This is a genomic window from Aquabacterium sp. OR-4 (genome assembly GCF_025290835.2).
GTDB lineage: Bacteria > Pseudomonadota > Gammaproteobacteria > Burkholderiales > Burkholderiaceae_C > Pseudaquabacterium.
In genome coordinates, this window is sequence record NZ_JAOCQD020000002.1 from 2,198,205 (window position 1) to 2,210,750 (window position 12,546).

Genomic DNA, 12,546 nt, shown 5'->3' on the forward strand with positions numbered 1-12,546 from the left:
GCGCCAAACCGACATGCCCCGGCAAAAAAAGTCCTGCCCAGACATGTGACACTGTGTATCGATGTCCGCCTGCAGCAGTACCCCACCACCGGCCGCGCCGGTGCTCTCGCCGCCGCTGGCCGAGGCCTCGCCGCCGGCCATCACCCAGCTGCTGCAGGCCGCCGGTGCCGGTGATGCGCAGGCCGCCAACCAGGTGGTGCAGCTGCTGTACCGCGAGCTGCAGCAGCTGGCGCGCGCGCGGCTGCGGCGCTCGGGCGCGATCACGCTGCTCGACACCACGGCCCTGGTGCACGAGGGCTACCTGCGCTGGCAGCGCGCCCAGGGCCTGCAGTTTGCCGACCGGCGCCACTTCTTCGCCTATGCCGCCCAGGCCATGCACAGCGTGGTGATCGACTGGGTGCGTGCGCGTGAGGCCCAGCGCCGCGGCGGCGGCGCCGAGCACATCACGCTCGACACCGCCATCCTGCACGGCGCCACCGCCCCGGCCGACGAGATCCTGCGCGTGCACGAGGCCATGGCCGAGCTGGCCGCCACCGATGCCCGCCTGGCCGCCGTGGTGCAGATGCGTTACTTCGGCGGCCTCAGCGATGCCGAGATCGCCGAGGCGCTGGCCATCACCGAGCGCACCGTGCAGCGCGACTGGCAGAAGGCGCGGCTGCTGCTGTCGCTGGCCCTCAAGTGAGCCGCCCTGCCGACTGGACCCGCCTGAGCCCGCTGCTCGACGAGCTGCTGGATCTGGACGAGGCCGCGCGCCACGCCCGCCTGGCCGCGCTGCAGGCCGAGGATGCGGCGCTGGCCGCGCAGCTGGCCGAGCTGCTGCAGCGCGACGCCGCGCTCAGCCAGGCCGGCTTTCTGGGCGCCCCGGCGGTGCCGGGGCTGGCCGCGCTGCAGGCCATGTCGGGCGCCGGTGTGGCGGCACCGGCGGCCGGCGAGGCGGTGGGCCCCTACACGCTGGAGCGCCTGCTGGGCGAAGGCGGCATGGGCAGCGTGTGGCTGGCGCGGCGCAGCGACGGGCGCTACGAAGGCCAGGTGGCGATCAAGTTCCTGCGTGCCGAGCTGCTGGGCCTGGGCGGCAGCACGGCCCCGGGCCAGGCCGAGCGCTTTGCGCGCGAAGGCGCGATCCTGGCGCGGCTGGCGCATCCGCACATCGCCCGCCTGCTCGACGCCGGCGTGGCGCGCGACGGTGCCCTGCCCTACCTGGTGCTCGAGCACGTGGCCGGCGTGCCGATCGACCGCTGGTGCCACGCGCACCAGCTGGCGCCCCGCGCCCGCGTGCAGCTGCTGCTGGGGGTGATCGACGCCGTGGCCCATGCCCACAACCGGCTGATCCTGCACCGCGACCTGAAGCCCTCGAACATCCTGGTCACGCCCGAGGGCCGCGCGCTGCTGCTCGACTTCGGCATCGCCAAGCTGCTTGAGGGCGGCAGCGACGCCACCGAGCTGACCCAGCGCGCCGGCAGCGCCTACACCCCGCACTGCGCGGCGCCCGAGCAGCTGCAGGGCGGCGAGGTGACCACCGCCACCGACGTGTATGCGCTGGGCGTGCTGCTGTACGGCCTGCTGGGCGGCGGCCACCCGACCACGCCGCGCGAGGCCGCGCCGCTGGAGCGCCTGCGCACCGTGCTCGAGGTGCAGCCGCCACGCCTGTCGGACGCGGTGCGCGCCCAGGGCGGGCCCGATGCACCGCGCCGCGCACGGGCACTGCGCGGCGACCTCGACACCATCGTCGCGCGCGCGCTGAAAAAAGCCCCGGCCGAGCGTTATGCCAACGCCGCGGCGCTGGCCGACGACCTGCGGCGCTGGCTGGCCCATGCCCCGATCACCGCCCGCCCCGACAGCCGGCTGTACCTGGCCGGGCGCTTCGTGCGCCGCCACCGGCTGGCCGTGGCCGCCGGCAGCGCGGCCACGCTGGTGCTGGCCGCGGCCGTTGGCAATGCCTTGCTGGAAGGCCGCGAGGCGCGCCGCCAGCGCGACCAGGCCGAGGGCCTGATCGAGTTCATGCTCGGCGACCTGCGGCGCAAGCTGCAGCCGGTGGGCCGGCTCGACGTGCTGGATGCGGTGGGCGCACGCGTGCTGGCGCACTACGCCGCCGACCCCGCCCAGCGCCTGGACGCCGACGCGCTGGGCCGGCGTGCCCGCGCGCTGCACCTGATCGGCGAGCTGGCCGAAAAGCGCGGCCAGCTCGACGACGCCGCCCAGGGCTTTGCCGAGGCCGCCCGCGCCACCGGCCTGCTGCTGGCCCGCAGCCCGCGCGATGGCCAGCGCATCTTCGACCATTCGCAAAGCGTGTACTGGCTGGGCTACATCGCGCGGCGCCGCGGCCTGCTGGCCGATACCGAGGCGCAATTCCAGCGCTACCGCGAGCTGGCCGAGCAGCTGGTGGCGATCAACCCGGCGCAACGCGAATGGCAGCTCGAACGCGGCTATGCCCAGGCCAACCTGGGCATCGTGCAGCTCGAGACGGGCCGCCCGCGCGAGGCGCTCGGCGCCCTTCAGCAGGCGCTGGCGGTGCACCAGGCCGATGCCACCCGACACCCCGACTCGGAAGGCGAGGTGGCCAATGTGCTGGGCTGGATCGCCCAGGCCCACCAGCTGCTGGGCGAGCACGACGCCGCGCGCCGCGCACTGGGCGGCAAGGTTGCCGCGCTGCAGCGCCTGCCCGGCAGCGCGCGCCAGGCCCCGGTGCAGCAGCAGCTGGCACTGGCCTCGCGCGAGCTGGGCGTGCTGGCGCTGCTGGACGGCGCCAGCGGCTTCGACCAGGCCGCCACCGCGCTGGCCCGCGCGCTGCAGGGCAGCCAGGCCCTGGTGGCGCTGGACAGCGCCAACCTCGACTGGCTGGCCCAGCTGCTGCTGGTGCGCCTGGATCTGGCCGAACTGGCCCAGGCCCGCGGCGATGCCGCCACCGGGCGCGCCGAGCTGGCCCTGGCCCGCCCGGCGCTCGAGCGCCTGCTGCAGGCCGGCAGCGGCAAGCTGTACTGGCAGGTCGATCTGCAGGGCAGCTACCTGCGCCAGGCGCTGCCGCTGGGCCTGGCCAGCCCCGACGCGCTGAGCGGCTATCTGGCCCGGCTGGCCGAGCGCGAGGCCGGCGGCGTGCGGCTGGATGCGCTGCAGCAGCGCGTGGCCGCCGAGCTGGCCCTGCGCCTGGGCGACCACCTGGCCGCCCGCGGCCAGCACGGGCAGGCCACGGCACACTGGCAGGCTGCCGCCGGGCGACTGGCCAGCGCCGAGCCGCGGCGTGACTTTCGCGGCATTTGCGTGCGGGCCATGGCCTTGCACGCGCTGGGGCAGCTACAGCCGGCGCAGGCGCTGGCCGATAGCGTCGAGGCATCGGCCTTCCGGCACCCGATGTGCGCCGATCTGCGCCGGCGCCTTGCTGCCGCTCACTGAGCCTCCACGCCTGCCATGCCTCACCCCCCCGCCAGCATCCTCACCGTGAACGTCAGCGTCGTTGATGGCCAGGTGATCGTGAACCCTGAAACGCTGCCCGTCACCGACGGCCCGCACACGCTCGAGTTCAGGCTGCAGACCCTGGGCTACAGCTTTCCCACGCTGGGCGCCATCGTCATCGAGGGCGGGCACAAGAGCCAGTTTCCGCAGGCGCCGGTGTGGGTGAACGCCCAGACCGTGACCCTGTTCGACCGCAACGCCAACCGCCAGCCGCGCAGCTACAGCTACCGCGTGGCGGTGCTCGATGCGCTGGGCCGCCGCCGCTGCACCGACCCGACCATCACCAACGAAGGCCGGCCGGTGCGCCTGGCCAGCGACGCCCACGCCTGACAAAAAAAGCCGCCGGCGCGCAGTGCGCGCGGCGGCGGCCAACTCCTGGAGCGGGCCGGCCTCAGCCGGCCCGAGAGACATCGGGCGTGGACGATCAGCGTGCCTTGCCGGCCTTCCAGGCGTCCAGCAGGGTCTGGTACGCAATGGTCTGGCCCTTGGGCTTCTCGTTGGCCAGCTTGGCCCACGGCGCCTGCTTGTCGGACAGCCACTTCTTCGGGTCTTCCTTCTTGTTCAGCTTGGGCGCGCACTTGGCCATGCCGGCACGCTCGAGCCGGCCCAGCACCTGGTCCATCTCGTCGGCCAGGTTGTCCATCGCGCCTTGTGGGGTCTTTTCACCCGTCACCGCCTGGGCCACGTTCTTCCACCACAGCTGGGCCAGCTTGGGGTAGTCGGGCACGTTGGTGCCGGTGGGGCTCCAGGCCACGCGCGCCGGGCTGCGGTAGAACTCCACCAGGCCACCCAGCTTGGGCGCCATGTCGGTCATGGCCTTGCTCTGGATGTCGCTCTCGCGGATCGGCGTCAGGCCGACGATGGTCTTCTTCAGGCTGGTGCTCTTGGCGGTGATGAACTGCGCATACAGCCAGGCCGCGGCGGTCTTGTTGGCGTCATGGTCCTTGAAGAAGGTCCACGAGCCCACGTCCTGGTAGCCGTTCTGCATGCCCTGCTTCCAGTACGGGCCGTTGGGGCCGGGGGCCATGCGCCACTTCGGCGTGCCGTCTTCATTGACCACGGGCAGGCCCTTCTTGGTCATGTCGGCGGTGAAGGCCGTGTACCAGAAGATCTGCTGCGCGATCTGGCCCTGGGCCGGCACCGGGCCGGCTTCGCCGAAGGTCATGCCGGTGGCTTCCTTCGGGGCGTACTTCTTCATCCAGTCGACGTACTTGCTCAGCGCATACACGGCGGCCGGCGAGTTGGTGGCGCCGCCACGGGCCACGCTGGCACCCACCGGGGTGCACTTGTCGTCGGCCACGCGAATGCCCCACTCGTCGATCGGCAGGCCGTTGGGCGCGCCGATGTCGGCGGTGCCGGCCATGCTCAGCCAGGCATCGGTGAAGCGCCAGCCCAGGCTGGGGTCCTTCTTGCCGTAGTCCATGTGGCCGTAGATGGGCTTGCCGTCGATGTTCTTCACGTCGTTGGTGAAGAACTCGGCGATGTCCTCGTAGGCGCTCCAGTTCAGCGGCACACCCAGGTCATAGCCGAACTTGGCCTTGAACTTGTCCTTCAGGTCCTGGCGCGCAAACAGGTCGGCGCGAAACCAGTACAGGTTGGCGAACTGCTGGTCGGGCAGCTGGTACAGCTTGCCATCGGGACCGGTGGTGAACTTGGTGCCGATGAAGTCCTTCAGGTCGAGCCCGGGGTTGGTGAAGTCCTTGCCCGCGCCGCTCATGTAGTCGGTGAGGTTCAGGATCTTGCCGTAGCGGTAGTGCGTGCCGATCAGGTCGCTGTCGCTGATCCAGCCGTCGTAGATGCTCTTGCCGCTCTGCATGCTGGTCTGCAGCTTCTCGACCACGTCACCTTCCTGGATCAGGTCGTGCTTGACCTTGATGCCGGTGATCTCCTCGAAGGCCTTGGCCATGGTCTTCGACTCGTACTCGTGCGTGGTGATGGTCTCGGACACGACCGAGATCTCCTTCACGCCCTTGGCCTGCAGCTTCTTGGCGGCTTCGATGAACCACTTCATCTCGGCCATCTGCGCGTCCTTGCTCAGCGTGCTGGGCTGGAACTCGCTGTCGATCCACTTCTTGGCCTCGGCCTCACCGGCAAAGGCAGGGCTGGCCACGACGAACATTGCCGCCAGGCCCAGCGCGGTGTAACGCATCTTCATGTCTCTCTCTCCTCGTTGGGGTATCGAACTCAACAGCTTCCCCGCGTTGCAGTGAAGGATCACCACGGCCCCGGGGAAGCACCGGGCCGGATCCTCGGGTAGATCAGTTCATCCCTTGCGCATCACCAGGCCCAGCACCAGCATGCTCAGCACCAGGCTGATCCACACGCTGGGCTCGCTGTCGAGCGAGAACCATTCGGCCAGCTTGCCGGCCAGGCCCACGAAGCCCAGGTTGATGTAGGCCGCCGTGAGCAGGCCGATGAACAGGCGGTCGCCACGCGTGGTGGCGATCGGCAGCCAGCCCTTGCGCATCACCGTGGGCGATTTCACCTGCCACACGGTCATGCCCAGCAGCATCAGCGCAATGCAGCAGAAGAACACTGCCACCGGCGTTGTCCAAACCATCCAGTCGAACATCTCAGCGACTCCTCAAACCCGTCCCATCGCGAAACCCTTCGCGATGTAGTGCCGCACGAACCAGATCACGATGGCGCCGGGCACGATGGTCAGCGTGCCGGCCGCCGCCAGCGTGGCCCAGTCCATGCCGCTGGCGCTGACGGTGCGTGTCATCGTGGCCACGATGGGCTTGGCGTTGACGCTGGTGAGGGTGCGCGCCAGCAGCAGCTCGACCCAGCTGAACATGAAGCAGAAGAACGCCGCCACGCCGATGCCGGCCTTGATCAGCGGAATGAACACGGTGAGAAAGAAGCGCGGGAAGCTGTAGCCGTCGATGTAGGCGGTTTCGTCGATCTCGCGCGGGATGCCGCTCATGAAGCCTTCCAGGATCCACACCGCCAGCGGCACGTTGAACAGCAGGTGCGCCAGCGCCACCGCGATGTGCGTGTCCATCAGCCCCACCGTGGTGTAGAGCTGGAAGAAGGGCAGCAGAAACACCGCCGGCGGCGTCATGCGGTTGGTCAGCAGCCAGAAGAACACATGCTTGTCGCCCAGAAAGCTGTAGCGGCTGAAGGCATAGGCCGCCGGCAGCGCCACGGTGAGCGAGATCACCGTGTTGATGGCCACATAGATCAGGCTGTTGATGTAGCCCGAGTACCAGCTGGGGTCGGTGAAGATCAGCTTGTAGTTGGCCCAGGTGAAGTGCTGCGGAAGCAGCGAGAAGCTGGCCACGATCTCCTCGTTGGTCTTGAAGCTCATGTTCACCATCCAGTAGATGGGCAGCACGGCGAACACGAGGTACAGCGCCAGCACCAGGCTGCGCAGCGGCGAGCGGCTGTCATTCATGGCCGGCCCCCTCCTGCGCGGTGGTGCCCACGCGCTGCATCCAGTTGTAGAGGATGAAGCACATCAGCAAGATGATGAGGAAGTAGATCAGCGAGAACGCCGCAGCCGGCCCCAGATCGAACTGGCCCACCGCCTTTTGCGTGAGGTACTGGCTGAGGAAGGTGGTGGCATTGCCCGGGCCGCCGCCGGTGAGCACGAAGGGCTCGGTGTAGATCATGAAGCTGTCCATGAAGCGCAGCAGCACCGCGATCATCAACACGCCGCGCATCTTGGGCAGCTGGATGTAGCGAAACACCGCCAGCTTGCTGGCACCGTCGATGCGCGCAGCCTGGTAGTAGGCATCGGGGATGCTGCGCAGGCCGGCAAAGCACAGCAGGGCCACCAGCGGCGTCCAGTGCCACACGTCCATCACCAGCACCGTGAGCCAGGCGTGCGTGGAGTTGCCGGTGTAGCTGTAGTCCACGCCCAGGCGCTGCAGCGCGGCACCCAGCAGGCCGATGTCGGCACGGCCGAAGATCTGCCAGATGGTGCCCACCACGTTCCAGGGGATCAGCAGGCTGAGCGCCACCACCACCAGCACCGCGCTGCTCTTCCAGCCGCTGGCCGGCATGCTGAGCGCCAGCGCGATGCCCAGCGGAATCTCCACCGCCAGCACCGCCAGCGAGAAGCCGATCTGGCGCAGCAGGGCCTCGTGCAGCTCGCTGTCGCGCATCACCGCGGCAAACCACTCGGTGCCCACGAACACGCGGCGCTCGGGGCTGATGATGTCCTGCACCGAGTAGTTCACCACCGTCATCAGCGGCAGGATGGCCGAGAAGGCCACGCAGATGAAGACCGGCAGCACCAGCCACCAGGCCTTCTGGTTGACCGGCTTCATGCCAGCTCCTCCTTCATGTGGATCGGGCTGCTGATCAGCTGCTCGTCGGCGCCGTACCAGCAGCTGTGGCTGCCCAGCAGGCCCAGCCAGGTGGTGCTGCCCACGGCCGGCACGCTCAGCTCAGGTGCCAGGCGGGCGCGCACCGCGTGTTCGCCCGTGCCGTCCGCGCCGCCCAGGCGGGCCGTGAGCAGGCGGTAGGTGCCGATGTCCTGCACGCGCTGCACGGTGGCCGGCAGCGCGCCGGCGTCGCCGGGCGCGGCCAGCGTCACGTACTCGGGGCGCACGCCCAGGGTCTGGGCGCCGGCCGGGGCCTGTGACCGGGCCTCGCCCAGCAGCGCCACCGGCAGGAAGTTCATGCCCGGCGAGCCGATGAAGTGGCCCACGAAGCGGTGCGCCGGGCGCTCGAACAGCGCATCGGGCGTGCCCACCTGCACCGCGCGGCCGCGGGTCATCACCACCACCTGGTCGGCAAAGGTCAGCGCCTCCACCTGGTCGTGCGTGACGTAGATCAGCGTGAGCTTGAGCTCATGGTGGATCTGCTTGAGCTTGCGCCGCAGCTGCCACTTGAGGTGCGGGTCGATCACGGTGAGCGGCTCGTCGAACAGCACCGCGCTGACGTCGTCGCGCACCAGGCCGCGGCCCAGGCTGATCTTCTGCTTGGCATCGGCGGCCAGGCCGGCGGCGCGGGTGTTGAGCTGGCCCGACAGCTCCAGCATCTCGGCGATCTGGCCCACGCGGGCCTTGATGCGATCGGCCGGCACGCCGCGGTTCTTCAGCGGAAAGGCCAGGTTCTCGGCCACGGTCATGGTGTCGTAGATGACCGGGAACTGGAACACCTGGGCGATGTTGCGCTGCTGCGGCGACTTGCGCGTGACATCGTCGCTGCCGAAGCGCACCGTGCCATGCGAGGGCTGCACCAGGCCCGAGATGATGTTGAGCATGGTGGTCTTGCCACAGCCCGAGGGGCCCAGCAGCGCATAGGCGCCACCGTCGTCGAACGTCATCTTCAGCGGCAGCAGCGCGTAGTCGCTGTCTTGCTGCGGGTCGGGCTTGTAGCTGTGGGCCAGGTCGAGATCGATGCGGGCCATGTCAGTTCACCCCCGCCGTCGCCACGGCCACGCCCGGCGCGCGCCTGAGCAGCCCGTCGGCCGCAAACACATACACCTGCTGCGGATCGAGGTACAGCGTGATGCGCGCACCCAGCTCGAAGTAGTGCACGCCGGTGAGCTGCACCACCAGTTCGCCGGCCGGCGTGTCGGCATGCACATAGGTGTCGGAGCCCGAGATCTCGGCCAGCTCCACGGTGCCGGGCAGCGCGATGTCGCCCGGGCGCTGCTGCACCCGCAGCGCGCCGGCGCGCAGGCCCAGCGTGGTGTCGGGCGTGGCCATGGCCAGGCTGTCGCGCAGCGGCCCGGCCAGCTCGGGGCCCAGCGCCTGCAGGCCACCGGCGATCAGGTTCATCGGCGGATCGCTGAAGGCCCGCGCCACGCGGATGTTGGCCGGGCGGTGAAAGACCTCGGCCGTGGGGCCGTACTGCAGCAGCCGGCCGGCGTCCATCACCGCCGTCCAGCCGCCCAGCAGCAGGGCCTCGGTGGGCTCGGTGGTGGCGTACACCACGGTGGAATCGCCGGCGGCAAACAGCGCCGAGAGCTCGTCGCGCAGCTCTTCGCGCAGCTTGTAGTCGAGGTTGACCAGGGGCTCGTCCAGCAGCATCAGCGGCGCGTTCTTGGCCAGCGCACGGGCCAGGGCCACGCGCTGCTGCTGGCCGCCCGACAGCTCGGCCGGCAGGCGCTGCAGAAAGGGCTCGATGTGCAGCTGCGCGGCCAGCGCCTGCACCCGCTCGGCAATCGCCGCACGGCTGAGGCCGCCGCGCAGCTTGAGCGGCGAGGCGATGTTGTCGGCCACCGTCATCGACGGGTAGTTGATGAACTGCTGGTACACCATGGCCACGTTGCGATCGCGCACCGCCATGCCGGTGACATCGCGGCCATCCACGCGCACGCGGCCCTCGGTGGGCACATCCAGGCCCGCCATCAGGCGCATCAGCGTGGTCTTGCCGGCTTGGGTGGCACCCAGCAGCACACTCACCGTGCCGGGCTGCAGGGCCAGGCTCAGCGGGTAGAGGTGGGTGGCGGCATCCACGCGGTGCGTGATGCCGTCGAGGGTCAATTCCACGAAGTCTCCTGGCGCGGGGCCGGTGCGGGTTGGGTTGGGGTTGACGGGTGGTTCAGCGCCCACCATTGCGCCACCGCCTCACGCTGCGGCGCACTCAGGTGCAACCCGAGCTTGCTGCGGCGCCACAGCACGTCGTCGGCGCAGCGCGCCCACTCGTGCGCGTGCAGGTAGCGCAGCTCGCATTCGAAGAGGCCGGGCGCCACCTCGGCGCCCGGCGCAGCGCCATCGGCCAGCAGCAGGCTCACGCGGCTGCCATAGGCGCGTGCCCAACGTGCACGCACCGCGGCCGGCAGCTGCGGGTGGCGCTGCGCCAGCGCGGCGATGAAGCGGGCGATGTCGGCATCGGGGCGCTGCGCGGCGCCGATCCAGGCGCTCAGGTCGCCGCCGGGCAGCAGGGCCTGGCGGGTCCAGGCACGCTGGCTGCCGGCGGGGCCGCCCAGGCGGCGCACCAGCTCGTCGGCGGCTTCTTCGGCCAGCTTGCGGAAGGTGGTGATCTTGCCGCCCCACACGGTGAGCAGCGGCGCGCTGCCACCCGCGGCCTCGCCGTCAAATTCCAGCAGGTAGTCGCGCGTGACGGCCGCGGCATCGCCCGAGTCGTCGTCGAGCAGCGGGCGCACGCCGGCATAGCTCCACACCACATCGGCCGGGCGCACGGGCTTGGCGAAGTAGCGGCTGGCCTGCTCGCACAGGTAGGCGGTCTCGTCGCCATCGATCTGCGCGCTGCCGGGGTCGCCCTGGATCTCGACATCGGTGGTGCCGATCAGCGTGAACGCGCCCTCGTAGGGAATGGCGAAGATGATGCGCCGGTCGGGGTTCTGGAAGATGTAGGCATGGTCGTGCTCGAACATCTTCGGCACCACGATGTGGCTGCCCTTGACCAGGCGCAGCGAGCGCGCGCTGGCCTGGCGCGCGCGGTCACGCAGAAACTCGCCGGCCCAGGGCCCGGCGGCATTGACCAGCGCACGCGCCTGCACCTGCTGCGGCGCAGCGCCCTCGGGCTGCAGCGTGGCCTGCCAGCCGCTGCCCTGGCGCTGGGCCGCCAGCACCGTGCAGCGGGTCAGCACCGTGGCGCCGCGGGCCTGGGCATCGAGCGCGTTCAGCACCACCAGGCGGGCATCGTCGACCCAGCCGTCGCTGTAGACGAAGCCGCGCTGGAAGCCGGGCTTCAGCGGCGTACCGGTCGGGTGCTGGCGCAGGTTCACCGTGCTGCTGCCGGGCAACCATTCGCGGCGGGCCAGGTGGTCGTAGAGAAACAGGCCGGCGCGGATCATCCACACCGGCCGCATCGAGGGGTCGTGCGGCATCACGAAGCGCAGCGGCCACATGATGTGCGGCGCGCTCTTGAGCAGCAGCTCGCGCTCGGCCAGCGCCTTGCGCACCAGGTTGAACTCGTAGTACTCGAGGTAGCGCAGACCGCCGTGGATCAGCTTGGTGCTCGACGACGAGGTGTGGCGCGCCAGATCGTCGCGCTCGGCCAGCAGCACCTTCAGGCCGCGGCCGGCGAGATCGCGTGCGATGCCGGCGCCATTGATGCCGCCGCCCACCACCAGCACGTCACACGACGTGGGCAGCGCGGCAGCAGTCGACACCGGCGCGGCGGCGCCGGCCTGGGGCTCGGTCAATCGGGTCTCCTCGGGTCCGGCCGCGGCGGGGTGGGCGGCCTGGAGAAGGCGCTGCCTGGCGGCGGATGTGATGTTCGGTTGAACGCAAACGCGTGTTCGTTTGTGTTCGTTCCTTTTCTTTTTTAGCCGATTGCATGATCGAATGCAAGCGGGTTCACCCCGGGAGAACCCGATGCGAACATGGCTTACCCTTCGCCGCGCCCTTGCTGCCCACCCTGCGCCAATCCGCCCGACCCCATGAGTTCGCTGCCCGCCAACCCCCGCCACGACGCCATGCTGGCCGCCGTGCGCGAGCTCGGCACCGCCAGCGTGGAGGCCCTGGCCGAGCGCTTCGGCGTGACGCTGCAGACCGTGCGCCGCGACGTCAAGCTGCTGGCCGATGCCGGCCTGGTGGCGCGCTTCCACGGCGGCGTGCGCCTGCCCAGCAGCACCACCGAGAACATCGCCTACCGCCAGCGCCAGGCCCTGCACGATGCGGCCAAGCAGCGCATCGCCCGCGCCGTGGCGCGCGAGGTGCCCGACGGCTGCAGCCTGATCCTCAACATCGGCACCACCACCGAGGCCATTGCGCGCGAGCTGGCCGGCCGCCGCGGCCTGCGCGTGATCACCAACAACCTCAACGTGGCCGCCATCCTGAGCGACAGCCCCGACTGCGAGGTGATCGTGGCCGGCGGCGTGGTGCGACACCGCGACCGCGGCATCGTCGGCGAGGCCACGGTCGAGTTCATCAACCAGTTTCGCGTCGACATCGGCCTGATCGGCATCTCGGGCATCGAGGCCGACGGCACGCTGCGCGACTACGACTACCGCGAGGTGAAGGTGGCGCAGGCCATCATCCGCGCCAGCCGCCAGGTGTGGCTGGCCGCCGACCACAGCAAGTTCAATCGCCCGGCGATGGTGGAGGTGGGCCGGCTCGACCAGGTCGACCAGCTGTTCACCGACGCCCCGCCGCCGCCGCCCTTCGAGGCCCTGCTGGCCGAGGCCGGCGTGCAGTGCACGGTCGCGGGAGTCAACTGATGGCGTACCGA

11 protein-coding genes are annotated in these 12,546 nt (G+C 70.2%); 4 read left to right on the forward strand and 7 right to left on the reverse strand.

The window, feature by feature from the left end:
- Positions 1 to 61: 61 nt before the first annotated feature.
- The 3 genes from N4G63_RS21820 to N4G63_RS21830 are packed head-to-tail and all read left to right on the forward strand — an operon-like array spanning position 62 to position 3,777.
- On the forward strand, positions 62 to 682 hold the full coding sequence (locus N4G63_RS21820; protein ID WP_260786797.1) for an ECF-type sigma factor: 621 nt from the start codon (positions 62 to 64) through the stop codon (positions 680 to 682).
- On the forward strand, positions 679 to 3,387 hold the full coding sequence (locus N4G63_RS21825; RefSeq protein WP_314600195.1) for a protein kinase domain-containing protein: 2,709 nt from the start codon (positions 679 to 681) through the stop codon (positions 3,385 to 3,387). The genes N4G63_RS21820 and N4G63_RS21825 overlap by 4 nt, the downstream gene beginning before the upstream one ends.
- A gap of 15 nt (positions 3,388 to 3,402) precedes the next feature.
- The gene (locus N4G63_RS21830) at positions 3,403 to 3,777 is read left to right on the forward strand and encodes a hypothetical protein (protein ID WP_314600196.1); all 375 of its coding nucleotides are present in this window, start codon (positions 3,403 to 3,405) and stop codon (positions 3,775 to 3,777) included.
- 94 nt (positions 3,778 to 3,871) lie between these two features.
- Here N4G63_RS21830 and N4G63_RS21835 read toward each other — a convergent pair whose 3' ends face one another.
- From N4G63_RS21835 to glpD, 7 genes are all read right to left on the reverse strand, one after another.
- The gene (locus N4G63_RS21835; RefSeq protein WP_314600197.1) at positions 3,872 to 5,602 is read right to left on the reverse strand and encodes an ABC transporter substrate-binding protein; all 1,731 of its coding nucleotides are present in this window, start codon (positions 5,600 to 5,602) and stop codon (positions 3,872 to 3,874) included.
- Between the two features lie 108 nt (positions 5,603 to 5,710).
- Positions 5,711 to 6,019: a DUF2160 domain-containing protein gene (locus N4G63_RS21840; protein WP_260786793.1), complete on the reverse strand. Its 309-nt coding sequence runs from the start codon at positions 6,017 to 6,019 to the stop codon at positions 5,711 to 5,713.
- Between the two features lie 12 nt (positions 6,020 to 6,031).
- A complete protein-coding gene (locus N4G63_RS21845) occupies positions 6,032 to 6,844 on the reverse strand; it encodes a carbohydrate ABC transporter permease (RefSeq protein ID WP_260787625.1) in 813 nt (270 codons plus the stop codon).
- Positions 6,837 to 7,721, reverse strand: a complete 885-nt coding sequence (locus N4G63_RS21850; RefSeq protein WP_314600198.1) for a carbohydrate ABC transporter permease — start codon at positions 7,719 to 7,721, stop codon at positions 6,837 to 6,839. The genes N4G63_RS21845 and N4G63_RS21850 overlap by 8 nt, the downstream gene beginning before the upstream one ends.
- A complete protein-coding gene (locus N4G63_RS21855; protein WP_260786792.1) occupies positions 7,718 to 8,809 on the reverse strand; it encodes an ABC transporter ATP-binding protein in 1,092 nt (363 codons plus the stop codon). The genes N4G63_RS21850 and N4G63_RS21855 overlap by 4 nt, the downstream gene beginning before the upstream one ends.
- Before the next feature lies 1 nt (position 8,810).
- On the reverse strand, positions 8,811 to 9,896 hold the full coding sequence (locus tag N4G63_RS21860; protein ID WP_260786791.1) for an ABC transporter ATP-binding protein: 1,086 nt from the start codon (positions 9,894 to 9,896) through the stop codon (positions 8,811 to 8,813).
- On the reverse strand, positions 9,887 to 11,518 hold the full coding sequence (glpD, locus tag N4G63_RS21865) for a glycerol-3-phosphate dehydrogenase (RefSeq protein WP_443112078.1): 1,632 nt from the start codon (positions 11,516 to 11,518) through the stop codon (positions 9,887 to 9,889). Before glpD ends, N4G63_RS21860 begins: the two co-directional genes overlap by 10 nt.
- 246 nt (positions 11,519 to 11,764) lie before the next feature.
- On the opposite strand from glpD, the gene N4G63_RS21870 reads away from it, so the two are divergent.
- Entirely contained in the window at positions 11,765 to 12,535 is a 771-nt protein-coding gene (locus tag N4G63_RS21870) for a DeoR/GlpR family DNA-binding transcription regulator (RefSeq protein ID WP_443112092.1), read from the forward strand.
- The last annotated feature ends 11 nt before the right edge of the window (positions 12,536 to 12,546 follow it).

Excerpts from the sequence above, each read along its gene's own strand:
- N4G63_RS21830 (WP_314600196.1), top strand. The coding sequence starts at position 3,403 with ATGCCTCACCCCCCCGCCAGCATCCTCACCGTGAACGTCAGCGTCGTT.
- N4G63_RS21845 (WP_260787625.1), bottom strand. The coding sequence starts at position 6,844 with ATGAATGACAGCCGCTCGCCGCTGCGCAGCCTGGTGCTGGCGCTGTAC.
- N4G63_RS21835 (WP_314600197.1), bottom strand. The coding sequence starts at position 5,602 with ATGAAGATGCGTTACACCGCGCTGGGCCTGGCGGCAATGTTCGTCGTG.
- N4G63_RS21850 (WP_314600198.1), bottom strand. The coding sequence starts at position 7,721 with ATGAAGCCGGTCAACCAGAAGGCCTGGTGGCTGGTGCTGCCGGTCTTC.
- N4G63_RS21840 (WP_260786793.1), bottom strand. The coding sequence starts at position 6,019 with ATGTTCGACTGGATGGTTTGGACAACGCCGGTGGCAGTGTTCTTCTGC.
- N4G63_RS21820 (WP_260786797.1), top strand. The coding sequence starts at position 62 with ATGTCCGCCTGCAGCAGTACCCCACCACCGGCCGCGCCGGTGCTCTCG.
- N4G63_RS21855 (WP_260786792.1), bottom strand. The coding sequence starts at position 8,809 with ATGGCCCGCATCGATCTCGACCTGGCCCACAGCTACAAGCCCGACCCG.